General features: G+C 47.3%; 23 protein-coding genes. 9 read left to right on the top strand and 14 right to left on the bottom strand.

Going from position 1 to position 24,861, the window contains the following annotated elements; genetic code table 11:
- The first annotated feature begins 207 nt into the window (after window positions 1–207).
- From EYC62_02080 to EYC62_02060, 5 genes are all read left to right on the top strand, one after another.
- On the top strand, window positions 208–1,752 hold the full coding sequence (locus EYC62_02080; GenBank protein ID TAH37696.1) for a methionine--tRNA ligase: 1,545 nt from the start codon (window positions 208–210) through the stop codon (window positions 1,750–1,752).
- A gap of 1 nt (window position 1,753) precedes the next feature.
- Window positions 1,754–2,530, top strand: a complete 777-nt coding sequence (locus EYC62_02075; GenBank protein ID TAH37695.1) for a TatD family deoxyribonuclease — start codon at window positions 1,754–1,756, stop codon at window positions 2,528–2,530.
- A gap of 173 nt (window positions 2,531–2,703) precedes the next feature.
- The gene (locus EYC62_02070) at window positions 2,704–3,474 is read left to right on the top strand and encodes an MBL fold metallo-hydrolase (GenBank protein TAH37694.1); all 771 of its coding nucleotides are present in this window, start codon (window positions 2,704–2,706) and stop codon (window positions 3,472–3,474) included.
- Between the two features lie 135 nt (window positions 3,475–3,609).
- Window positions 3,610–3,807 (top strand): hypothetical protein, encoded by a 198-nt coding sequence (locus tag EYC62_02065; GenBank protein TAH37693.1) that lies wholly within the window; start codon window positions 3,610–3,612, stop codon window positions 3,805–3,807.
- A 216-nt stretch (window positions 3,808–4,023) separates the two neighbouring features.
- On the top strand, window positions 4,024–4,806 hold the full coding sequence (locus tag EYC62_02060) for a nucleoside triphosphate pyrophosphohydrolase (protein ID TAH37692.1): 783 nt from the start codon (window positions 4,024–4,026) through the stop codon (window positions 4,804–4,806).
- A 2-nt stretch (window positions 4,807–4,808) separates the two neighbouring features.
- Here the strand turns inward: EYC62_02060 and EYC62_02055 are convergent, their stop codons facing one another.
- The 8 genes from EYC62_02055 to dusB all read right to left on the bottom strand — a co-directional run bounded on the left by EYC62_02055 (window position 4,809) and on the right by dusB (window position 12,861).
- Entirely contained in the window at window positions 4,809–5,339 is a 531-nt protein-coding gene (locus EYC62_02055; protein TAH37691.1) for a hypothetical protein, read from the bottom strand.
- Between the two features lie 70 nt (window positions 5,340–5,409).
- On the bottom strand, window positions 5,410–5,838 hold the full coding sequence (locus EYC62_02050; protein ID TAH37690.1) for a hypothetical protein: 429 nt from the start codon (window positions 5,836–5,838) through the stop codon (window positions 5,410–5,412).
- 152 nt (window positions 5,839–5,990) lie between these two features.
- Entirely contained in the window at window positions 5,991–7,307 is a 1,317-nt protein-coding gene (hflX, locus tag EYC62_02045; protein TAH37689.1) for a GTPase HflX, read from the bottom strand.
- Between the two features lie 21 nt (window positions 7,308–7,328).
- On the bottom strand, window positions 7,329–7,610 hold the full coding sequence (locus tag EYC62_02040) for an RNA chaperone Hfq (protein TAH37688.1): 282 nt from the start codon (window positions 7,608–7,610) through the stop codon (window positions 7,329–7,331).
- A gap of 205 nt (window positions 7,611–7,815) precedes the next feature.
- On the bottom strand, window positions 7,816–9,261 hold the full coding sequence (locus EYC62_02035) for a sigma-54-dependent Fis family transcriptional regulator (protein TAH37704.1): 1,446 nt from the start codon (window positions 9,259–9,261) through the stop codon (window positions 7,816–7,818).
- A gap of 94 nt (window positions 9,262–9,355) precedes the next feature.
- Complete coding sequence (locus tag EYC62_02030) at window positions 9,356–11,530, bottom strand: PAS domain-containing sensor histidine kinase (protein ID TAH37703.1); 2,175 nt, start codon at window positions 11,528–11,530, stop codon at window positions 9,356–9,358.
- Between the two features lie 49 nt (window positions 11,531–11,579).
- Window positions 11,580–11,858 carry a hypothetical protein gene (locus tag EYC62_02025; protein ID TAH37687.1) on the bottom strand — a complete coding sequence of 93 codons (279 nt, stop codon included), beginning with the start codon at window positions 11,856–11,858 and terminating at the stop codon, window positions 11,580–11,582.
- A gap of 1 nt (window position 11,859) precedes the next feature.
- A complete protein-coding gene (gene dusB, locus EYC62_02020; protein ID TAH37686.1) occupies window positions 11,860–12,861 on the bottom strand; it encodes a tRNA dihydrouridine synthase DusB in 1,002 nt (333 codons plus the stop codon).
- Window positions 12,862–12,953: 92 nt separating this feature from the next.
- On the opposite strand from dusB, the gene EYC62_02015 reads away from it, so the two are divergent.
- Genes EYC62_02015 through EYC62_02005 form a run of 3 tightly spaced genes read left to right on the top strand, consistent with a single transcriptional unit; the run spans window position 12,954 to window position 15,084 of the window.
- The gene (locus tag EYC62_02015; protein ID TAH37685.1) at window positions 12,954–14,117 is read left to right on the top strand and encodes a bifunctional 2-C-methyl-D-erythritol 4-phosphate cytidylyltransferase/2-C-methyl-D-erythritol 2,4-cyclodiphosphate synthase; all 1,164 of its coding nucleotides are present in this window, start codon (window positions 12,954–12,956) and stop codon (window positions 14,115–14,117) included.
- A complete protein-coding gene (locus EYC62_02010) occupies window positions 14,041–14,583 on the top strand; it encodes a phosphatidylglycerophosphatase A (GenBank protein TAH37684.1) in 543 nt (180 codons plus the stop codon). Before EYC62_02015 ends, EYC62_02010 begins: the two co-directional genes overlap by 77 nt.
- 21 nt (window positions 14,584–14,604) lie before the next feature.
- Entirely contained in the window at window positions 14,605–15,084 is a 480-nt protein-coding gene (locus EYC62_02005) for a CinA family protein (protein TAH37702.1), read from the top strand.
- On the opposite strand, the gene EYC62_02000 is transcribed toward EYC62_02005, so the two are convergent.
- Both EYC62_02000 and EYC62_01995 read right to left on the bottom strand, forming a co-directional pair.
- Window positions 15,055–15,780: a hypothetical protein gene (locus tag EYC62_02000; GenBank protein TAH37683.1), complete on the bottom strand. Its 726-nt coding sequence runs from the start codon at window positions 15,778–15,780 to the stop codon at window positions 15,055–15,057. The two genes, EYC62_02005 and EYC62_02000, sit on opposite strands and share 30 nt — an antisense overlap.
- On the bottom strand, window positions 15,770–16,204 hold the full coding sequence (locus EYC62_01995; GenBank protein TAH37682.1) for a type II toxin-antitoxin system RatA family toxin: 435 nt from the start codon (window positions 16,202–16,204) through the stop codon (window positions 15,770–15,772). Before EYC62_01995 ends, EYC62_02000 begins: the two co-directional genes overlap by 11 nt.
- Window positions 16,205–17,174: 970 nt before the next feature.
- On the opposite strand from EYC62_01995, the gene EYC62_01990 reads away from it, so the two are divergent.
- Window positions 17,175–19,907, top strand: a complete 2,733-nt coding sequence (locus EYC62_01990) for a PAS domain-containing protein (GenBank protein TAH37681.1) — start codon at window positions 17,175–17,177, stop codon at window positions 19,905–19,907.
- On the opposite strand, the gene amt is transcribed toward EYC62_01990, so the two are convergent.
- The 4 genes from amt to lpdA all read right to left on the bottom strand — a co-directional run bounded on the left by amt (window position 19,904) and on the right by lpdA (window position 24,860).
- Window positions 19,904–22,036 (bottom strand): ammonium transporter, encoded by a 2,133-nt coding sequence (amt, locus tag EYC62_01985; protein ID TAH37680.1) that lies wholly within the window; start codon window positions 22,034–22,036, stop codon window positions 19,904–19,906. The genes EYC62_01990 and amt overlap by 4 nt on opposite strands.
- Window positions 22,037–22,098: 62 nt before the next feature.
- Window positions 22,099–23,052 (bottom strand): lipoyl synthase, encoded by a 954-nt coding sequence (lipA, locus tag EYC62_01980; GenBank protein ID TAH37679.1) that lies wholly within the window; start codon window positions 23,050–23,052, stop codon window positions 22,099–22,101.
- A gap of 39 nt (window positions 23,053–23,091) precedes the next feature.
- Complete coding sequence (locus EYC62_01975; GenBank protein ID TAH37678.1) at window positions 23,092–23,457, bottom strand: group 1 truncated hemoglobin; 366 nt, start codon at window positions 23,455–23,457, stop codon at window positions 23,092–23,094.
- Window positions 23,457–24,860, bottom strand: a complete 1,404-nt coding sequence (gene lpdA, locus EYC62_01970; protein TAH37677.1) for a dihydrolipoyl dehydrogenase — start codon at window positions 24,858–24,860, stop codon at window positions 23,457–23,459. Before lpdA ends, EYC62_01975 begins: the two co-directional genes overlap by 1 nt.
- Between the last annotated feature and the right edge of the window lies 1 nt (window position 24,861).

The following is a 24,861-nucleotide window of genomic DNA, read 5'->3' as shown; positions in this document are numbered from 1 at the left end:
GATCCGCCCAGTGAGTATGACACAGCCCGATAGCGCGCGGGAAATCATGCTGCGGCTGAAAACGCCTTCGGGGTGGCTGGATTATTACGATCAAATGCAAGATCTTGTTGGAAAGCAGCAATTCCTGTATCTTGACGGCAAGCAAACCTGGCTGAACGTTATGGCCAAAATGGCCGCTTAGATGCCGGGAAAAAGGGACGAGGAATTATGACCCAAAAGAATTTTTATATCACCACGCCTATCTATTACGTCAACGACGCGCCGCATATCGGCCATGCTTATACCACGCTGGCTTGCGATGTCTTGTCGCGCTTTAAACGGCTGGACGGGTACAATGTACGGTTTTTAACCGGCACCGACGAACATGGACAAAAGGTGGAAAAGGCGGCGGAAAAGGCCGGCATGGCGCCACAAGCCTTTACCGATAAAGTATCGCAAAATTTCCGCGATCTTTGCCGCACCATGAATTATTCCGAAGACGATTTTATTCGCACCACCGAACCGCGCCATTTGAAATGCGCGCAAGCATTCTGGAACAAATTGGTGGAAAAAGGCGATATTTATCTGGGTAAATATGCCGGATGGTATGCGGTACGCGACGAAGCATTTTACGCCGAAAGTGAATTGGTCAATGGCAAGGCGCCGACTGGCGCGGATGTCGAATGGGTGGAAGAACCAAGTTACTTCTTTAAATTATCCGCTTGGCAAGACCGGCTGCTGAAATTCTATGAAGAAAATCCTGGTTTCATCGCGCCAGAATCTCGCCGCAATGAAATCCTCAGCTTCGTCAGAGGCGGGTTGATGGATTTGTCGGTATCGCGTACTTCGTTTAAATGGGGCGTGCCAGTACCGAATGATGACAAACATATCATGTATGTTTGGATCGAAGCATTGAGCAATTATATCACCGCGATCGGATATCCCGATGTGAACGGTGCGGATTTTAAAAATTTCTGGCCATGCGATGTGCATATGGTGGGCAAGGATATTATTCGTTTTCACTGCGTCTATTGGCCAGCATTCTTGATGGCCGCCGATTTGCCGCCGCCAAAACGGGTGTTTGCGCATGGATGGTGGACCAACGAAGGCCAAAAGATTTCGAAATCGCTGGGCAATGTTATTGATCCGGTAGGTTTGGTTAAAAAATACGGCCTGGATCAAGTGCGTTATTTCATGATGCGCGAAGTGCCGTTTGGCAATGACGGCGATTTTTCGCATGCATCAATGCTGCGACGGATGAACACGGAACTTGCCAACGATTACGGCAATCTGGTGCAACGTGTGGTTGCCTTCATTCATAAAAATGTTGGCGGGGTTGTGCCGAAAAATAATGGCCTGCAACCGGTTGATCAGGAAATCTTGAACCAAGCCTATGGCTTGATCGATAAAATGCGCAAGGAATTGGATGTCCAGGCGATCGGCAAATCGTTGGATGTTTTTGGCGCATTGGTCGTTGCCGCGAACCAATATGTCGATTTCCAAGCCCCATGGGGATTGCGTAAAACCGATCCAGCACGGATGGAAACGGTGTTGTACGTATTGCTCGAAGTAATTCGTCATCTGGCTTTGGCTTCGCAACCATTCATGCCTGATTCTTCGGCCAAGATCTTGCACATCTTGAATGTGCCCGACAATAAACGTACCTTCGCCAATGTTGGCGCGGGGGCGGCATTGCTATCTGGCACAGCCTTGAATCCAGCGCAGCCTGTGTTCCCAAGATTCGTCGAAGAAGAAGCCAAAACCGGAACCTAATATGTTGATCGATTCGCATTGTCATTTTGATTACGAACCTTTATCCGCGGATCTTGCAGGCGTTTTGGCGCGGGCCAAATCCGCGGGCGTAGACAAGGTTCTAAGTATCAGTACTAAATTAAGCCAGTTCGACAATTTATTGAAAATCGCGGAATCGAACCCGATGATTTATTGTTCCATCGGCATTCATCCGCATAACGCATCGACCGAAGCGATGATCGAAGATGATGATTTCCTGCAAATTTGCGAACATTCCAAAGTCATCGCCATCGGTGAAGCTGGATTGGATTATTATTATGATTACGCCCCCAAAGATGTGCAGGATCAAGTATTCCGCAAACATATCGATTTTGCGCGCAAGACTCAGTTGCCTTTGATCATTCACACGCGAGATGCGGATGAAGACACGGAAAAAATTCTGCGGGAAGAAACCGCCAAAGGCGCTTTTCCATTTCTATTGCATTGTTTTACCGGCAGCGAGAAATTGGCGTGGGCAGGGGTGGAATTGGGCGGTTATGTATCGTTTTCCGGTATTCTAACCTATAAAACCGCGCAGAATTTGCGTGATATTGCTAAAATCTTGCCAGCCGATCGCATATTGGTTGAAACCGATTCGCCCTATCTGGCGCCTGGCCCGATGCGCGGCAAATCGAACGAACCTGCCTTTGTCGTGCACACCGCGCAACAACTAGCGGATGTGCGTAACGTAACGCTGGCCGAAATCGGCAGAATCACCAGCGACAATTTTCACAGGTTGTTTAAGAAGGTGAAGAAATAAATAATCAATTGCCCTCCCCTTGAGGGAGGGCGCAAAATTCCGCCAGGAATTTTGGGGTGGGGACTAGGCTTTAAAACAGCAGCGGTTTTTTATTAAATACCACAATCCCCACCCCAAACGCTTTGCTACACTTCAGCGTTTGACCCTCCCTCAAGGGGAGGGTATAAAGTGGAATGAAAATCACCATTCTTGGTTGCGGTGGATCGGGCGGGGTGCCGTTGATCGGCAATAATTGGGGCCGGTGCGATCCGGACAATCCGAAAAACCGCCGTCTGCGACCTTCTATATTTATCGAAGATAAAGACCTTGGAATTCTGGTCGATACTTCGCCGGATCTTCGCCAGCAATTACTGGCATCGGATATTCAACGAATCGATGCGGTTTTATATACGCATCCGCATGCCGATCATTTGCATGGTATCGACGATATGCGCGGCGTGAACCGGTTGATGCAAAAAGCCATTCCGATTTATGCCGGGCAACAAACCTTGGATGAGATTCATAAATCTTTTTCCTATGTTTTAAAACAATTGCCCGAAGGCCACGGATTTTATAAACCGCAATTGCAGGAAAATCTGATTAAACCGTTTGAGCAGTTTCAGGTTGGGCATTTAAGTATTCTGCCGATTGAACAGGAACATGGTTTCATTAAAAGTTTCGGATTTCGCATTGGCGATTTTGCTTATTGTACCGATGTGGTCGATTTCTCTCCGCGCGCGATGGAATCATTGTCCGGCATCAAAACCTGGATTATCGATTGCTTTTTACTGGAGGCCCATCAAAGCCATGCCCATTTCGCCAAGGTCGTAGACTGGGCAGGGCAATTGAAACCAGAACGGACGATCCTAACGCATATGAGCGCGCAGCTGGATTACGATAAACTCCTCGCTAAGTGCCCACCCGGCATGGAACCGGCTTTTGATGGCATGGTTTTAGATATTTAAGCCATACGACAGCATTTTATAAAATTTTTAGGATTTTTTTTGATTCCGGCTTGCCGTTTTATTTGGCCGGGGTTTATAGTTTACGCGATTTACATGCCAACCAATGCAATCAAAGATTGCGGATAGAGAGGGCTTATGATTTCGCAAAAACTTAAGAACTGGTTTCAGGACTTAATAGCCGCTAACGATCAAACGCCAGATAAGGTTATGGTAGCCTCGGAAGACTCATTTCCGGCCAGCGATCCGCCAGGCTGGATTGCCCAAAGCATCAGTGAAATCAAACCAGTCCAGACCGAACAAAACACCACCTGGATTGATAAGCGGGCCGCGTAAAATTACCTGGATAAGCTTTATTTTATTGTGGACAGGCCTAGTTTAATTGGCTAGGTCTTTATTGGTAGTTGATATATATTATTTTCCATAATATATATTCCTTATTTAATGTGTTGTTATATAAATAACAAGTTACAGCGAGGATAAGGCGGACAACCAAGTCTGGCACGGTGCCAGGATGAAACCGCCACTCTCCCTATTCCCTTTGAACCAATAATGAAAAATATTGACCGGCTTTTACAAATCATGGCTCGGCTGCGCGACCCGGTGAATGGATGTCCTTGGGATGTCAAACAGACCTTTGAAACCATAGCGCCCTACACGCTGGAAGAAGTTTACGAGGTATTGGATGCCATTGAACGCCGCGATATGGCCGATTTGCGCGACGAATTGGGCGACCTGCTCCTCCAGGTGGTATTTCATGCCCGGATGGCCGAGGAAGCCGGTAATTTCGATTTTGAGGCCATTGCCGGTGCCATAGCCGATAAGCTGGAAAGGCGGCATCCTCATGTGTTTAAAGGGCAACCGATAACGACCGAAGCCGAATTGCATCAAACCTGGGCCGAAAAAAAGCAAGCGGAGAAAAGGGCCAAGCAGGGTGCCGATGAATCCATTTTAGGGGATGTGCCGCCTGCTCTCCCTGCCCTGATGTTTGCGACGAAATTGCAGGAACGCGCGGCTGGCGTGGGATTTGACTGGCCGGACATGAATGGCCCACTGGCCAAAATCGAAGAAGAATTGCAGGAATTAAAGGCGGAAATAAAATCCGGCAATAAGGCCAAAATTACCGAAGAAATTGGCGATTTATTGTTTTCTATCTGTAATTTATCAAGACATTTAAAACTATCGCCTGAGCTATCTTTAAAATCTTCAAGTAATAAGTTTAAAAATAGATTCCAATATATTGAAAAAGAAACAAAAAATAATAATGAAAACTTGAAATCCAAGTCTTTGGATGAATTCGAAGAATTATGGCAAAAGGCTAAGAAAAAGGCCTAATTTTATCGTGACGGTCTCTCTCCGCCAGGCCGTCCAGTCCCAGGGGGCTGCTGCGGTAGTGGATTTACTTGAGGAGCTTTGGCAGGAGAGGTTTGATTGACAGGCCCTTTTGCTGGTGTGGGAGTCATTAGCAGCGGATGAGTTCTCGAAGATGGTTGCGTTGCTGCTGTTCCCTCATTAAATTTGGGCGTAATAGTATGAACTGTGTTACCTTTTGTCCCCGAATTACTATATTGTATTTGTGCGGATTCTATGCTTTGTCCTAGCCGTCCTGCCTCACGAAAAAATGCAACTCCTAATCCTATAAAAATTGGTGAAGAGGCCAATAAACCCCATGCTGTTGGTATTCCCATAACTCCAACCGTAGCCGCTGCCTTTCCAAGAAATCCCAATACGGCGGCACTTCCACCAATAAGAAAAACGCCTGCAAGTACCATTATTCCTACTGCTTTTGTTAATGCAGAAGATCTTTGACTGATTAGATCATTAATATGATCGCCTAAACGACCTTTAGCGCCACCGCCTGAAGCCATGATATCTTCCTTTACTTTAATACTAGGATTATATCCGATTAGTGTACAGTGGCAAGGGGGAAATAGGCGCTTAGTTGGTGCTCGTAGGAGCCATATCCCGCAATTCCGGCGGACAATGGCGATTATGTTTGATGTAATCGTCGATCACATACAGGGATTTTGCGATCCGTTCCAGCTGGCTGAATTCGTATGGGTTTTGTTCGTACAGGCGCGCGGCGACCTCGGTCATTAAATGCATGGCGCGAAGCCAGGCGGTGGCGCGTTTATCTGGAAACACGGTATCGATATCGCCTTCTTTCAGGCGTTGATAATTGGCGGTAATTACGCCCAGCAGCGCATCTGGATTATGCGACATTTGTTCCAGCAACCGCCGCGATTGGCGATAGATTTCCGAAGCCGAAGGATCTGGCAATGGCATCGCTCTAAATTCTTTCGATTCGCTGCGGACCGGGAGAGATTCTATGATCTCTTCCAGGCTCCCTGTTCTGTACGAACGCATAAAAGCCCTACCTTTAATGTGCCGTTCGTTAAATATTTTTTATTGTTATATTAACCAGAATGTCATGAAAGACCTAACAAACCGTTAAAAAACACAATTGTGCCCTTGTCCAGCTTGGTAAAATTATCGTTATATATCAATATATTATATGTTTATGCTGTCTTGAATTTTGGGCCTATTGCGGCAAATTTATGCGTAAACCGTTCTAACTCACCGGCTTCGATGGAAATGGTCAAAGCCATGGTCTTTTGCCGGTCTTTGCGCGCGCTAACCTGGGCGTGGCGGTATAACCAGGCCATGGCTTCGCCGGCTTCCAGTGGCAGTGTTACAGTGCCGTGCAGCGTTCCCTGCCCAAGTTTCTGTTCGATCAGGCGTAACAGATGATCCATGCCCTGCCCGGTAATGGCGGATATAGGAACGTCATTTTGCTCTGGAGTTGGGATTTCATTCTTGGGCAACAAATCTACTTTGTTCCAGACTTCGATGGTGCGTTCCCGCCAATCGGATTCTTCGATATCGAGTTCCGACAATACTTGTTCTACATCCAATTTTTGCGCATCGGTTTCCGGCGACGCGATATCGCGTACATGCAACAATAAATCCGCTTCTTGAACTTCTTCCAACGTGGCGCGAAATGCCGCGATCAAGGCGGTCGGAAGATCGGAAATAAATCCAACGGTGTCGGACAATAATACCTTGCGTCCACTTGGCAAAACGGTGGGCCGGATGGTCGGGTCCAATGTTGCGAACAACATATCCTTGGCCAAAACTTCGCTGTGGGTCAACGTGTTGAACAAAGTGGATTTGCCGGCGTTGGTATACCCAATCAGGGCGATGGTCGGGGTAGCGTTACGAATACGCGACTTGCGTTGCAAGCGGCGGGTGCGAATAACATCGGCTAATTCCACTTTGATTTTCTCTATCCGCGCTTCTAGCATGCGGCGATCCAACTCTAATTGCTTTTCGCCAGGACCGCCCAAAAATCCGCCGCCGCCACGTTGCCGTTCCAAATGGGTCCAGGAACGCACCAAACGGCTGCGTTGATACGTCAAGGCGGCAAGTTCGACCTGCAACCGGCCTTCGTGCGTTCTTGCGCGCGCGCCGAATATTTCCAAAATCATTCCGGTGCGGTCGATGACTTTTAATTTGGTGGCATTTTCCAGATTGCGTTGCTGACCAGGCGTCAGGGTCGCGTTGACGAACAACAACGCTACTTTTTCATTGGTTAGAATTTCTTTTAATTCTTCGGCCTTGCCTTTGCCGATATAGGTTGCCGGCGTGATTTGGGATAAGGTCAGAATTTCGGCGCCGTATATGTCCAAATCGATCGCTTCGGCCAAACCAACCGCTTCGTCCAAACAAGCTTGTTCGGAACGCGATCCCTTGCCCTGCTCCGATTTTAACACCGGATGCAGGACAAAAACCTTCGTACGCTGAACACGGTTATCGGTCAGCTTGGATTTACGCATGTGCCGGAAATTCTGCGGTAATTATATTTTCGCAGGTTCGCCGCCAGAGCCAGCTTCGATCGTTTCGTTTTCTTTTGGATCATACAACGAAACAGGACCGCCAGGCATGATGGTCGAAATCGCATGCTTGTAAACAAGCTGCGACATCGCATCGCGACGAAGCAAAATACAAAAATTATCAAACCAAGTAACAATTCCCTGTAATTTGACGCCGTTTACCAAAAATACGGTAACCGGTACTTTTTGTTTGCGGATGTTATTTAGGAAAACATCCTGCACGTTTTGATTTTTTTCTTGGGCCATATGTTTTTCTCTTTGTTATGGATGACCAGTAATGGACGGGTTTTAATAGGCTAAATACACATTATTGTAAATAATGAATATCAACTGTTAATTGTAATAATATTATAACAATCTGACAGAATTATGACAGAGTTTAGAAGTAAAAATCAAAAGAGTGCAGAGAAAAAACCTCTGCACTCTATGATATTTATAAAATCGATTGATCTTAGCTCGCTACAGCTTGACCGGTTGTCGCTGGCAATTCACCGCCATCGTTGGCCGCGCCGGACGTATTCACGCCCAGCGATTTCAACTTGCGGTGCAAGGCCGAACGTTCCATGCCGATAAAGGCGGCAGTACGGGAAATATTGCCGCCAAATCTTGTGACTTGGGCTAGCAGATATTCGCGTTCAAATACTTCACGCGCATCGCGCAATGGCAAGGTCATGATTTCGGCGCTACGGTCGTGGCGCATAATATCCGGCGTTGCCTGGGAAATATCCGGTGGCAATAAATCAGCGCCGATCGGTTCGGATGCCGCGCCGCCTGCCATAATCAATACCCATTCAATCACGTTACGCAATTGACGCACGTTGCCAGGCCAGTCATAGGCTTGCAATGCCGCCAAAGCATCATCGGATAAACGGCGCGCCGACAGGCCAGAAGTTTCCGCGGCGCGTTCCATAAATGCTTTTGCCAAATCTGGAATATCTTCGCGGCGCAGCGACAAAGCTGGCACCTGAATCGGCACTACGTTCAAACGATAATACAAATCTTGACGGAAACGGCCTTGCGCCATTAAATCTTGTAAATTGCGGTTGGTCGAAGCAATGACCCGCAAGTCGACACGAATTGGCGTATTGCCGCCGACGCGTTGGAATGTTTGATCCTGCAAAGCGCGCACGATCTTGCCTTGGGTTTCAAGCGGCATGTCGGCCACTTCGTCCAAAAACAATGTGCCGCCATGGGCTTGTTCCAGAACGCCAACCTTGCGGCTGACCTGGCCTGTTTCGGAATCTTTACGGACTTCCGATCCGAACAATTCGACTTCCAAACGATCCGGACGCATGGTCGCGCAATTCAGGGCGACGAATGGGCCTGAGTTGCGGCGCGATTTCGCGTGCAACATGCGAGCGACAACTTCTTTGCCCGATCCGGCGGGACCGGTGATCAAAACGCGGCTGTTGGTTGGCGCAACGCGTTCGATGGTTTGGCGTACGGCTTGAATCGTTTGCGATTTGCCGGTTAAATCGGATTCCTTGCTGCTGTATTGGCGCAATTCTTCCAGTTCGCGGCTCATTTGCGCGGCTTGCAAGGCGTTACGGACCACTAATAATAAACGGTCCGCTTTAAATGGTTTTTCAATGAAGTCATAGGCCCCGATCTTGGTCGAACGCACAGCCGCTTCGATCGATCCGTGGCCGGAAATCATAACGGCCGGCAATGTCGGGTGTTCGCGGCGGATTTGTTCCAATAATTGGATACCGTCCAATTTGCTGCCCTGTAACCATATGTCCAAAATAACCAAGGATGGGCGTTTTTCACGAATCGCCTTGATGGCATCCGCATCGGTGCCGACGGTACGGGTGATATATTTTTCGTCTTCGAGAACGCCTTTGATGCTTTCGCGAATATCTGCTTCGTCATCGACGATCAGAATTTCCGGACGAATGCCCGAATTCTCGTTAACACTTTCAACAAAATCGTTATCTAGATCAGTTGTCATATTCATTTTTCACCGCCCTGGGTAATAAACTCTGTGTCATTTAAGCCGCGTTCGCGTGGCTTTCATGTTCTGAATTTACACCCTGTTGTGCAAAGAACACAAGAGTAACTTTTGCACCACCCGCAATACTATCCCCAAGATATAATTCCCCTTTGTGATCTTCCGCAATTTTTTTCACGATCGCCAAACCAAGTCCGGTTCCTTTCGCGCGCGTCGTAACATAAGGTTCTGTCAGGCGTTCCCGCCCTTCCTTGGGAAATCCTTTTCCATTGTCGGAAATTGTCAGTACGGTTTTTGTATCATCCGACTCAATATCGATATCAATTTTACCTGGAACATTATCCACAGATTCTTTTGCTTCGATCGCTTCGGCCGCGTTCTTCAACAAATTGGTCAGCGCCTGGCGCATCAAACTTGCATCGCAATTCAGCAAGACATTGGTTTTGTCATGCGTGTGCAATTGAAATTGAATTTTTGAATGCGCATTTTTTTGCAGCAAAATCGAATCGCGCGCAATCGCGATCAGGTTTTCGTTTTTCATTACCGGTTCCGGCATCCGCGCAAAGGATGAGAATTCATCGAGCATCCGGCCCAAATCCTCGACGTGACGCACGATTGTATCGGTGCAATTGACAAAAGTGTCCGGGTCCTCGGTAATTTGCTTTAAATACTTGCGTTTCAGGCGTTCGGCCGACAATTGAATCGGTGTCAATGGGTTGCGGATTTCATGCGCTAGGCGCCGAGCAACGTCAGCCCAGGCAGAACTGCGCTGCGCCACCATCAATTGAGTAATATCGTCGAACGTAACCACGAATCCGCGAATATCCGTGTCGGTTGAATCCATGCTGACGCGCAATAATAATGTGCGGGTTTGGCCGTCATCCAGCGTCCGCTGAATTTGCTGCTCAAATGGTTTGTCCTTGCGGGGATTGAATAGTACGCTTTCCAGTACTTCGTCCCATTCCGGCAGAATATCGCCCAAATGTTCGCCGATTTTGGATTCTAAATCGATATTCAGCAAATCGGATGCGCGCTTGTTTGGATATTGGATTTGACCTTCCGCATCCAAGCCAATCACGCCGGCGCTGACGCCCGACAAAACAACCTCGGTAAAACGGCGGCGTGCATCGATTTGGCGGTTGGCTTCGATCAATTCGCGGCGTTGCGTATCCAATTGGTTGGTCATACGGTTAAATGCCTTGGACAACTGACCGATTTCACTGCTGCCCGGGGTTGGTTCCACGCGGACGGACAAGTCGCCCGCGGCTACGCGTTCCGATGCCTCGATCAAATCGCCGACTGGTTTTACAAGTTTATTGGCGATATTTAATCCGACGCCAATCGCGCCGAACAGCAATAATAACGCAACAACGGAATAGACGATAATGAACAGAACCTGCAAATCATCGCGCTGGCCGGATAATTGTTCGAACGATTCCGCCGCTTCTTTGGTGCGTTCCATGTGCACCAGAACGGCGGGATCAATTAAGCGGCCCAGATATAGATACGCGCCAGGAATATTATCCAACTTAACAATGGCGCGAACGCGATCCTCGGTATCGTTGGTGAAAATGGCAACGTCGCCCTGCTCCGCCTTGTCGATGATGTCATCTGGAATCGGTTCAAATTCCAACGAGAATGTCAGCGAAGATCGCGCATAAACACGGCCGGATGGATCGAATACCAAGGCTTCGGCCAGGGAACGCAATGCGGCATGGGTTTCGATAAACTTGTTGAAGAATGTGGGATCGCCGAGCAGATCTGGCGCTTCGCGGTTAATATCGCCGGCCATGGTTTGAATGTCGGCGCGGATGACTTCTTGGTGTTCGCGCAAATATGCTTCCGCGACGGTGCGGGATTCATGCAATGCGGTATTGACGCGCTCGCTAAACCAGGCTTCGACACCGAGGTTGAAAAACACGGCCGAAAAAGCCGCCACGAAAATAGTCGGAACAACCGCGAGAAAACCAAGCAAAATAACCAGGCGCGTATGCAAGCGCGATCCGGCGCGGTTGCGGCGGCGCGTAATCAATAGCGAATTTAAGCCGCGATAAACAAAAAACCCAAGCAGCAATAAAATCGCCGCGTTTAACGTCATCAATAACTTTACTTTATACGGGTCAGGACCATAGGGGGGATTGCTGGTCAAAGTGACGTAAGTCAAAATTCCGCTGGCTATGGCCACAAGCGTTACCACCCAGCCAAGCTTGTTCATCAAGCTGTAGCGGCGGCCTAAAAGAAAAATATTTTTCAGCGCGGATGATTTAGATACTTGCATTGGCTTTCTTTCTGACGGAAATGTTCAGTGTCTTAATTTTTTTGTGCAGCGTGTTGCGGTTGATCCCAAGCATTTTTGCGGCCCGGATTTGATTGCCCCGGCATTGTTGTAACGCATATTGAATCAAAGGCCGTTCCACTTCTTGAATAACCTGGTCGTATAAATCCCTGGGTGTGATATTTTGATTGCTGACATTGCGCACATATTCTTCGATCGTATTTTGCAACAAATTCTGGCTTAGGATATGGGAATTCTGATCGTTCATTTTATGCCGCCGCCAATAAGGGTTCAAAAAACTGATCGATTAATTCCACCACCGTTTTCGGATCCGGCACGGTATTTACCCTGGCCCGGAAATCGGCGGAAGCCGGCAGCCCCTTGCTATACCAGCCCAGGTGCTTGCGCGCTATTTTAAGGCCGGTATGAGTGCCGTAATGCGACAGCATATCTTCATAATGCGCTTTTATGATCTGATATTTCTCGGCTAGGTTCGGTTCCGGCAATTTTTCGCGCGTATGTAAATAATGCATGATCTGTTTTAAAAACCATGGACGTCCATAGGCCCCGCGGCCAATCATAACGCCGTCAGCGCCAGATGCATTGAGCGCGTTATCGACATCGGAAAAATCGACGATATCGCCATTGGCGATGACCGGCAGTTTGGTCGCTTCTTTAACATTGCGGATAAAAGGCCAATTGGCTTCGCCATTATAAAACTGGCAACGCGTGCGGCCATGCACGGTAATCATTTTGATACCGGATTCTTCGGCAATTTTGGCAAAGGTGGGCGCGTTTAAACAATTATCATCCCACCCCATGCGCATTTTCATCGTGACCGGCAATTTTACCGCCTTCACGGTGGCTTCCATAATTTTACCAGCCAAGACTTCGTCGCGCATTAAATGCGATCCGGCATAGCCGTTGACCACTTTTTTGGCGGGACAGCCAAAATTGATATCAATAATCGCCGCGCCGGAATCTTCATTCAACTTGGCGGCTTCAGCCATGACTTCGGGTTCGCAACCGGCCAATTGAACCGACATTGGAAATTCTTCGGGCAGATTTTTGGCCATCAATTGCGATTTACGGCATTCGCGGATCATCGCCTGGCTGGCAATCATTTCGGAAACCACCAGTCCCGCTCCCTGGCGTTTCACCAATTTACGAAATGGCAGATCCGTTACGCCCGACATCGGGGCGAGGATTACGGGGTCTTTTAATGTCACCGGGCCGATCGCAAAGCCGGGCAATGGTGTGGTTTGTTGCATGGGCTGTTGATTATATTGCCTAAATTTTAGGCATATTAGATAATTATTGTTTATTTTGCAAGTAGTTATGCTAAAGCTTTAACCCATAGAAAATGCAGCAAAAATCTACCATAGCCGCGCTTATTGTCGCTGGCGGGTCTAGTGAACGGCTGGGCGCCAAAATCGCCAAGCCTTATATTCCTATTGCCGGCAAACCATTATTGCGCTGGTCACTGGATTTATTCGGGATTTGCCCATCGGTTGATTCCATTATGGTAGCCATTCGCGAAGATGATCTGGAAGAATTTCGAAAAGTCGCCGCCGGAACCAAGGCCCAATATTGCATTGGCGGCGCGACACGTCAGGAATCGGTACGATTGGGTCTGGAAGCATTGGCGAAAAACGCGCCGGATTATGTTTTGATTCATGACGCGGCAAGACCCAATGTGCAACAGGCGGATGTAGAAAAATTAATTACGCAGCTAAAGTCGGAAAGAAATTATGGCGTCAGCCTGGCGCGAAAAGTCACCGATACGATTCACCGCCAAAACAATGCGGTCAGCGAATTAGAAGCCGTGGAACGCCAAGGCTTGTGGGCGGCGGAAACTCCGCAAGGATTTAGCTTCGATCTGATTTTAGAGGCCCATCGCAATGCCGGCCCCGAACAATTTACCGACGATATAGGGCTTGCGGGATCCAGCGGAATGGGCATAAAATTCATGGAAAGCAGAAGCGATAATTTTAAAATCACCTATTCCTACGATTTGGAACGGTTCGAAGCGATGCATAATAAATTTATTCCCCGCACCGGTTACGGTTACGATGTACACCCATTGATTTCAGGCAAAGGCATGATGCTGGGCGGCATTCGCATTATGCACGACAAATCATTGCAAGGTCATTCGGATGCGGATGTCGTGTTGCATGCATTGACCGACGCATTATTGGGGACTTGCGGCGCTGGTGATATAGGAACTCATTTTCCGCCCAGCGACGATCAATGGAAAAACGCCGCGTCTGAAATTTTTATTAAAAAAGCCCTTGAGCTCGTGGCAGAAAAAAATGGCAGTGTCGGCAACGTCGATATTACCATTTTAGCGGAAGAGCCGAAAATAGCGCCCTATCGCATTATGATGCAAAATAATATCGCCAAGATGCTTGGTATCGCCAACGACAACGTCAATATCAAGGCCACCACCAATGAAAAAATGGGATTTATTGGCCGCGGCGAAGGCATTGCCGCACACGCTGTCGCTACGGTTTTGTATAAAGGATAATTGCATGGACAAATATAAAATCGCCGTTCAAATTGCCAGCTGTTTCGGCATCGGCCATCTGCCGAAGGCGCCTGGCACTTGGGCCTCGCTATATACGGCTGCTATAGCCTATTTATTGCAAGTCTATATCGGAACTTCTGCCTTGTTTGTATTTTTTACGGCCGCTTGCTTGTTGTCGATTTGGTCGGCCGATATTATTTTAAAGAATAATCCTGATGATCCCGATCCATCCTGGATTGTTATTGACGAAGTTGCCGGACAATCGTTTGTATTTTTTTATTTGTTTCTAAGCAATGTCGGATTTGCGGCAGTGGCATTTTTATTATTCCGCGCTTTCGATATTTTCAAGCCTTGGCCTATTTCCTGGGTCGATAAAAAGTTTCCCAATACGTTTGGCGTATTGGCGGACGATGTTCTAGCCGGAATTATTAGCGGATTTTTATTGTTCTTATTTCAAGTTATTTAAATCGTGTTTGATCCTAAAACCATCTCTTTGGCAGCGGATGTCGTTAAAACCTTAGCGGCACGGCAGCAATTATTGGGGCTTGCGGAATCCTGCACCGGCGGTCTGTTGGCTGGGGCAATCACTTCCATCCCTGGATCTTCCTCGGTTCTGTATTTGGGGCATGTTACCTATTCCAATGAAGCTAAATTGCAGCATTTGGGAATTGATCCCGTAACGCTGAACGCTTTCGGGGCTGTATCGGAAGAAGTCGTCCTGGAAATGGCGCAAGGATTATTGACGCGCAATCCCCTGCTTGATTGGGGAATCGCCATTACAGGCATCGCCGGCCCTTCCGGCGGCAGCATCGAAAAGCCAGTCGGGCTAGTTTATATTTCCGTTTTGCAAGAAGGCAGAGTGCCGCGCGTGATTCGCAATATTTATCCTGGCGGCCGGCAAGCGGTCCGGCTTCAGGCGGTTAATCACGCTTTGGAATTATTGTTGCAGCAGATAAAGGGCAACTAGTTTCAGAATCACCAAATGCGCCGGATAAAATAAATAATAAAAATATCTTGGCAGGCGTGGAATCGACGATGGAATCAGGGCCACAACAAAAATCAGGGCAAACGCCAGCAATCCGACAATCGAATACGCCACAAAATAATTGGCAATAATAACGGTGGCAAAGGCGCAGAATAAAAACAAATCGGTTTGATAGCGAAGCCATAACACCATGCAGGGAATCAATAAAATTCCGGCATGACTGTAATCAACATAAAATCCGGCTAAAAACCAAACAACTGCGGCTGCAAGTCCCGCCGCCATTCGCTGGGCTTTATTTAAGCCGGATAAAAAACGATCCTGGTTATCGTATAGCCATACCGTAACCAGCCCCGCTGCCAGCGTAAAAAAGATGTTGAATTGGGTGAATGCCAGCGTCCAAATATAAATTGGTTGGCTTATAACGCCGAATGTTATTAATAAAAATATATATTTTTTAAAGTTCTTTATCGGTTTTTCATAATGGTACGCGGCAATAAAACAAAATAATGGAAAGGCGATCCGCCCCACCGCGATCATCCAAAATTGTTCCGTATGAAACATAATTCTGTTCATATGATCGATAACCATAAACAGAATCGCCATTATCTTTAGCGTTTCGATCTGAGATGACGATAAATCGACCAGTGCTTTTATTGGGCGGACCGGATTATTGACCATAAAGATCCTCTGCCCTTTTTTCAAAGGCTTCAATCATTTTATGCACGGCTGGAATAAACAAAGGACCCATAATCGTATTCATTAGCGGCGATCGGAACTCAAAATCCACCATAAAGTCAATTTCCGTTTGTTTTTTTCCCTGAGCAGTGAATCGCCATTCATTGTGCAGATATTGAAATGGGCCATCCTGATATTCTACCGTAATAGCGGCCGGGGCTTGCAGATGGACGTGACTGGTGAATTTTTCCCGTATCAGCTTCCAACCAATGACCAGATCCGCCGCAACTTGCGTTTCGGTTCTATGGGTAACGACCGCATCCAGGCACCAAGGCAGAAAATTGGGATACTCTTCTACCTTTGCGACCAGATCAAACATTTGCTTTTGAGTATAAGGGAGTATTTTAGAATCGCTGAATTTAGGCATGGGCCAAGATTTAGCGAAACCCATTAAAAGTCAAATAGATTCGTTCTTAGTCGGATAGTGCGGACGGAGCTATGCTTGGTCTGTTTACCGGAGGAGGAGGAGGAGTTATAGCCGGTGGCGGGGACGAAATCGTTACCGTTCGAGTGGTTTCAGTATGCGTAGTATTTGAACGTGTAACCGCGGCCGTATCTTCGGTTCTAGCAGATGAGGCAACAGAGGTGTTTGCCTTAGTGCTGTTATGCGTAACCACTGGTGGTGCGGACACGACTGGTGTTTGCTGTGCAGCGGGGGCAGCGCTAGCCGTGTTAACGGCAGCAGCAAGTGGGTTGCTACGGCTTGCCACGGCAACTGGCCGTACATATTTTTGTGCTGGAAGTGTGCGGTATTGATTATAGGCCATTGCAGATTTGGAAGGAGGAACGTTACTTAGGGATATGGATCTTCCTTGGACATCGGAAGAGTAATTATTGCCATACCCTGATCCAGTTCCGCCCATACCTAATTGGCTATTGTTATTGGAATATCCGCTGGATGAATTCATCAGACGGCGTAATGGGTTTTGGCGTGAATCCACAGCCTTTAAATTCGGGTTATAACGGCTTTTAACGTTGTTATCCATGTAGGATGAGAAATTTTGGTAATCGTCCGCATACACCGGTAGCGGCAGCAGAATCGCTATGGCTAATAAAAATACTAAAGAAACCCTTATTTCCCTGTTCATTGTCTATGCTTACTTGTTGATTTCAGTAATTATGCGTTTCTTGTATTACTCCCATGCTAACATAATATTATTATTTGTCAATAGGTTATTAAGTTATTTTCTTATAAATAATCATGAAACTCTATCTAAATCTAATTATATCAAGAAATTATAAATTTTTCTGGGAAAAATTTATCTAAATTTAAAATCTTAAGAGCACAATTGAAAAACCAATAAAAATAAGGATTTAGATCATACTATTGTAGTCTAATGAGCCGTCCCGCGCCCACCCTTTTTAACGAGATTACGGACGATCTAATTCCGTTGTCCTCTCCTATTTTCGATTTTGCCGGAATGATGATTGTTTTAACGAATGACGATCAAAGAATTTTGGATTGTACCCAGGCCGTTTCGGAGTTTTTTCAAAAGCCTAAAGAAAATTTAGTGGGAGAAGACTTTCTATCCTTAACGGATGACGGCGACCGTAATTTCATCCAGCAATTGTTAGACCGCCTAAAAGCCGGAGAGAAATCCCAACTGCAATTGGAAAAGCGATTGTTGATTGGTTCCGAGCGCGCGGAGCGCTGGATTAAAATTACATGCGGCCTATACAATCGGAACAGAGGCAGAATTGTTTACTGCATCGAAAATATAACCGATTATAAACTATCCTTAATACAGCGGCGTCAGTCCGACCGGCACTGGAATAACAGTCTAATGGCTTTATCCGATGCCTATTTGATGTTTGATGGGTCCGGTCATTTAATCCATTTCAGTTCCGGCATCCATGGCATTGTGCCAGAAACGCGGCATGCCTTGATGCCTGGCGCCCATATCACGGAAATATGCAGTAAAATCGTATATTCGCAAAATATCCTGGAAGCTATAGATAACGAACAGAATTACCTGCAAGAATGGCAAGACCATTTTAATGCTGGATCCTATAAATTTTTCTTCAAGCATCGCAATAAAAAATATTATCTGGTCCAGCAAAGCAGCAGCAACGAACACACTGTAATCACCTTTACCGATATTACGCAGATTCGGGAGCAAGAATCGCTGCTTGCCACCCTCGCCGCAGAGAATTCGCAACTATCCGAAGCCGTGCAGGCCACCAACACCGGCATGGCCATCTGCGATGCGCTGTTGCCGGACAATCCGATTATTTTCGTCAACCGCGCCTTTTCCGCCATCACTGGATATACACCGGACAAAATCATTGGGCAGAATTTACGTTTTCTGTTCGGCCCGGACAGCGATATGGCCAAGGCACAGGAAGTGGAATCCAGTTTTGAAAATTATTCGGCTTTGGAAGTTGAAATCAAGACGGTGGACAATGCCAAACGCGCATTTTGGAGCCATATTCAAATCAATCCCATTGTCGGCGCGGAAGGCATCAAAACCCATTTCGTCATTATTTTGACTGATATTACCCAGCGTAAAATTCAAGAACAGGAAGTTGTTCAAGCCAAAAATATGGCCGATGAAGCCAGTAAGGCTAAATCGCAATTTTTGGCCGTGATGAGCCATGAAATAAAGACTCCTATCAATGGCATGATGGGCATGGTGGATTTATTATCTCAGACCTCTCTAAACTCCAAACAAAGTGAATTTTTAAATACGGCCAAAGAATCCGCTGAAAAGTTATTAACATTGGTCGACGATATTTTGGATTACTCTAACTTGGAATCCAAAAACCTGGCGATCAATACGAAGTCTTTGGATTTGAATGATCTGTTGCGCCGCGCGTTAAGCGATTTGCGCGATATTGCCTTTGAAAAAGGCTTAAGCCTGCAATTTACGCTGGATTATAAAGTTCCGAAACAATTGTTCGGCGACCCGGATCGCATAACGCAGATTACGCGCAATCTTGTGAATAATGCGATTAAATTCACAGCCAAGGGGCACATCGAAGTGCAATTGAATTTATTATCGGAAACCAGCGAAGAAGCCAAAGTTCAAGTAAAAGTTATAGATACCGGTATTGGCATTCCGCAGGATAAGCTGGCCACGATTTTTGAACCGTTCCATCAAATAGATCTATCCTTCACGCGCAAATTCAGCGGCACTGGATTGGGTTTGGCTATATGCAAGAAATTGGTCGGATTGATGCAGGGCGATATATCGGTGCAAAGCAAATTGGGCGAAGGCAGTTGTTTTGTGTTCAGTTTCGTTTTAGCCAAAGCGGCTAAACGGGAAATTATCACTAGCTTTAATGACAGAAATGGCGCAGCCGTAGATTTTGGCCAGAAAAGAATATTGATTGTAGACGACAGTTTGACCAACCGGCTGATGCCCATTGGCTATTTAAAACATTATGGTTTCCAGATGGATCAAGCCGAAGACGGTCTTGCCGCTGTGCAAATGGCCGGAAAACATAAGTATGATTTGATTTTGATGGATCTTAAAATGCCGAAAATGGATGGTATTACGGCGGCTCAGAAAATAAAATCGCTTGATGATCGTTATCGCAATGTGCCCATTATCGCCATTACCAATCAAGCCATTCCGGCTGAAAAAGAGAAATGTATGAAAGCTGGCATGGTCGCTTATATAATCAAGCCGGTCGAAAAAAACCTGTTTCTAAAAACCGTTTTTGAAGTTTTGAATCCAGATAATTCCAAGTTATCCGAAAATCATGGAGGCAAAGCCATGCTAGTGGATGAATCCGTATTAAAACAATTGCGCCAGGATATTGGCGATGAAACTTTGAATAATTTGCTAGGTACTTTTATCGATGAAACCGTTCACCGCTTGAATCTGATTAAGCAATTATGCCGCGAAGAAAAGTGGGATAATTTGGAACGCGAGGGTCATACATTAAAATCCACCTGTGGCAGTTTTGGATTAATGCCGCTTTGCAATAAAGCTAAGGAATTGGATGAATCCTGCCGCCAGAAAAATTATGCCCACGCCAAAACTGTAAGTGCGGAAATTGAAAGTTTTGGCGCCCAAAGCATAGAAACTTTACGGCGCTGGATAATGTCCAGTAGCGCGCATTAAGCCGCCTGCCCTAATATCGTCCGTTCTTTAGGCATGTGGATAGTGACTGTGGTGCCTTCATTCAAAGCACTCTCCAGCGTAATCGTGCCGCCATGCAATTCCACCAATGATTTGGTGATAGGAAGACCAAGTCCGGTTCCCTTGTGCCGGCGGCTGATTTGGCTGTCGACTTGAATAAATGGCTCCATAGCGCGGTCGATGGAATCCGGCTCCATGCCGCTGCCATTATCCCGCACCAATATTGAAATTCCCATATCTTCGCGCAACCACGCCTTGACATCGATGCCGCCGCCGTCATGGCTGAATTTAACGGCATTGGACAATAGGTTTGTTAGAATCTGCGTCATGGCGCGTTCGTCGGCGTTTAACCGCGGTATATCTTCGGGAATGTCGACAGTCAGCTTGATATGGGCGTTCTGAATTTCCATATCCACAAAGCTGCGCACCCTTGCAATGACTTGATGCAAATTAACGGGAGCACTGTTTAAATCCAGCTTGCCTTCTTCCATTTTAGACAAATCCAAAACATCCTTGATCAAATTCAATAAATGCTGGCCGCTTTTGAAAATATGATCGGAATATTCCACATATTTGCCGTGCCCCAATGGGCCTAGGATCTGGGTTTGCATGGCTTCCGAAAAACCCATAATGGCATTCAACGGCGTGCGCAATTCGTGACTGACGTTTGCCAAAAACCGGGATTTGGTTTTGCTGGCCATTAACGCGGCGTCCTTGGCGGTACGCATTTCCTTCACAGCCTTTTCGCGTTTCTGAGTTTCGGAATTGAACTTATCCAAAATCATATTGTATTGCATGGCAATAGTGCCAGCCTCGGTTTCCGTCTCGATTTCCACTGGGCGTGAGAAATCGCCTTCCAGGCGCTGTTGCTCCATTTGCTGCAAAAGTTTGAGCAGCGAAGTATTGGCCCCATGTTCGGCGACGTTCAGCCCAATTCGTTCAGATTCCGGGTCGACGCGCAGCGCAAAAAATCGGTCGATCACCGACAACAATATAAATCCGACGGTAAAGGAATAAGCGCCAACGCTGATCACACCCAATAATTGCACCCAAAATTGTTCAAGCCGGGATAAATCCGTGCCAAACGCCGATGTTGGCGCAAATAACGCCACCGCCAATGTCCCCCAAATTCCGGCAAACAGATGCGCGGGAACGGCATTGATAACGTCATCGATTTCCAATTTTAATAATAGTTCCGTACCGGCATAGCAAACAACCCCGCCGACCATGCCGATAATAACCGCCGCATATGGCGTAATCATATGTGCGCAAGCGGAAATACTGACCAATCCGGCAATAACGCAACTGATCGACCGGATAACGTTTGGACGGCCCTTAAAATGCCAGGACAATGCCAATGCGGTCAGTCCGCCAATACCGCCGCCCAAAGTTGTATTCACGATTACAAGCGGAACGTCGCCGGTGAATTGCGGCAAGGAACCGCCGGTAAATCCAAACCAGCCCACCCACAGCAACATCAGTCCCAACGTAGCTTTGGGCAGATCGCTTCCTTCGATTTCCGCGCCTTGCGGCCCAAATCGGCCGATACGCGGACCCACAATCAATAAGGCTGCAAGCGCCATCCATCCGCCTACGGAATGCACCACGGTCGATCCCGCAAAGTCGATGAATCCTAATTTTGCCAGCCAACCCGAATTGGTATCGGGAATCGATCCGCCCCAGGCCCAGTGGCCGGCGACCGGATAAATCAAACTGGATAAAATACAGGAACATAAAACATACCCTGTAAAACGAATCCGTTCCGCCACAGCGCCTGAAACAATGGTCGTTGCAATCGCGCAAAACGCCATCTGAAAAAGAAAGAAAGAATACAGCCAGGCCGATGCCGTGTTGCCGAACATAAAATAGCTGGTGCCGATAATGCCGCCCCAACTGACGCCGAACATGATGCCGAATCCGAATAGCCAGAATAATAATGAAGCGATACAAAAATCGACGACGTTTTTACCGGCAACGTGAATGGAATTTTTTGCGCGGACTAACCCGCTTTCAAGGCAGGTAAAACCCGCTTGCATCAAAATGACCAGGATGGCGCACATCACCAGCCACAAAATATCAAAATATTCGGATAACCCCTCGTTCAAGATCATCTCTCCCTGTTGCCGTTTATTATACTGGCAATTTTAGATTCTAGGGCCTGTGAATTGCAAGGTTAACCGGTTTTTTTGAATTTTTCATTCCTTGCTTGCTGTAATTTCATAAAATCGTCGCCTGCATGGTACGAAGATCGCGTCAAAGGCGACGCCGAAACCATTAAGAATCCCTTGCCTCGCGCCAACTGGGCATAGGAATCGAATTCTTCCGGCGTTACAAAACGGTCCACGCCGATATGTTTTGGCGTCGGTTGTAAATATTGGCCTATGGTCAGAAAATCGACATCGGCCGCGCGCAAATCATCCATTACTTGCGCGACTTCTTCTTTTGTCTCGCCAAGCCCGACCATAATTCCGGATTTGGTAAAAATAGTTGGGTCTACTTGTTTAACCTTAGCCAGTAATTGCAGGCTGGTGAAATAACGCGCTCCAGGACGCACCGATGGATATAAACGCGGCACAGTTTCCAGATTGTGATTGAAAACATCCGGTTTTGCCTTGATCACGATATCTTCGGCGCCATTTTTACGTAAAAAATCCGGGGTTAGAATTTCAACGGTGGTGCCAGGCGAAAATAAACGGATCTTGGCAATCGTTTGCGCGAAATGTTCCGCGCCGCCATCTTCCAGATCGTCACGATCGACGGACGTAACGACCACATGTTTCAATCCTAATTTCGCTGTCGCCATGCCTACATTGTCCGGTTCATGCGGATCGAGTTTGTCCGGGCGACCGGTCGCCACATTGCAAAACGAACAGGCCCGTGTGCAAACGCTGCCTAAAATCATGAATGTCGCGTGCTTTTGCGACCAGCATTCGCCAATATTCGGGCAGCCGGCTTCCTCGCACACCGTGCTAAGTTTCAGGCTGCGCATCAATTCCTTGGTTTCGTGATACGTCTTGGATGTGGGCGCCTTTACGCGGATCCAATCCGGTTTTCTTTTAATCGGATTATCCGGGCGGTGAGCCTTTTCCGGATGGCGCAAGGCTGCATCTGTAGGAGCGTTCGTCATGATAGTTAATCTAGCATTTTAAAGTATAATATTCCAGGCCTAACGGTTTAGTACGTCTTTACGCGTGGTTTCGGCAATGGCGATAACCGTTGTAATTTCGCTTTCAGACAGATTCAGGCCTTCTAATGTGGCGCGTAAATGTTCGATAACAACATCAAAATGCGTATCGTTCAGACCCATTTTTATCAATCGTTCATGCGAATGGCGCAATTCAATCGGCTGATAATATTGCGGACCGCCCAAAACCATGGTCAGAAATCCACGTTGTTTAGCCATCAATGCGTTCATATCAACGCCTTCAAAGAAATAATTGATGCGGTCGTCACCCATGATTTTATCATAAAAACTTGTAACCAACGATTCGATCGCCGTCGCGCCGCCAAGCCGGTGGTATAAGGTGAGCATTAAAAATGAATCACTTTTCCGAACGCATCCAGTGTCGATTCATGCATCATTTCCGACAATGTCGGATGCGGAAAGATGGTGTGCATTAATTCGGCTTCGGTTAACTCGCCAGCCTTGGCAATACCAAAACCCTGAATCATTTCGGTTACTTCAGCGCCGATCATGTGCGCGCCCAGTAATTCGCCACTCTTCGCGTCGAAAATGGTTTTCACCAAACCTTCAGGTTCGCCAAGGGCAATCGCCTTGCCGTTGCCCATGAATGGAAAACGTCCAACGCGGATTTCGCGGCCTGATTCCTTGGCCTTTTTCTCGGTCCAGCCGATACTGGCCACTTGCGGGTGGGAATAGGTACAGCCAGGAACCGCATCGCGGTTTAATGGATGCACGTCGTTTTGTCCGGCGATTTTTTCAACGCAAATGACTGCCTCGTGGCTGGCTTTGTGCGCCAACCATGGCGCACCAACTACATCGCCAATGGCGTAAACACCTGGCTCGCCCGTTTGCAGCCATTCATTAACGACGATATGGCCCCTATCCACCTTGATCTTGGTATTTTCAATGCCAATATTTTCAACATTGCCGACGATGCCAACGGCGGAAATAACCCGGTCAACCTTGATGTCTTGCTTTTTTCCAGCGCTTTCGATACTGGCGGTGACATCGTTCGCGGATTTTTTCAGACCTTTGACGGTGCTCCCGGTTAGAATTTTAATGCCTTGTTTTTCAAATTGCTTGCGCGCCAGCGTGGAAATTTCATCGTCCTCCACCGGCAAGATGCGGTCCATCATTTCGACCACGGTAACATCCGCGCCCAGGCTGCGGTAAAAACTGGCGAATTCGATGCCAATTGCGCCCGATCCAACGATCAACAACGATTTCGGCATGCCGGTTGGCACCATGTCTTCTTTATAACTCCAGACCAATTTGCCATCGGGTTCAAGGCCGGGCAAAACGCGCGTCCGCGCGCCGGTCGCCAGAATTATATGCTTGGCGGAAAGATCGGCGATTTTTTTACCGTCTTTTTCAAGAGATACTTTTCCTTTACCGGCAAGTTTGCCGAAGCCATCAAACACGGTGACTTTATTTTTTTTCATCAAATGGGCAATACCGCCCGACAGTTTCTTTGCCACGTCGCGGGAACGAGCAACGACTTTAGCCAGATCAACGCTGATTTTGCCTTCGATTTTGATGCCGTAATCGGCGGCATGGTTGACGAAATGATTGATTTCCGCGCTGCGTAACAATGCCTTGGTCGGAATACAGCCCCAATTCAGGCATATCCCGCCGAGGTGATTCGCTTCTACCAGCGCAACTTTCATTTTCAACTGGCTGGCGCGAATTGCGGCCACATAACCGCCGGGGCCGCCGCCAATAATAACAACATCAAAATTCGTATCGGACATG

The sequence above is a fragment of the Alphaproteobacteria bacterium genome, from assembly GCA_004295055.1.
Classification (GTDB): domain Bacteria; phylum Pseudomonadota; class Alphaproteobacteria; order SHNJ01; family SHNJ01; genus SHNJ01.
The sequence above is the reverse complement of the archived record's forward strand: the minus strand, read 5'-3'. Positions and strand labels throughout refer to the sequence as shown.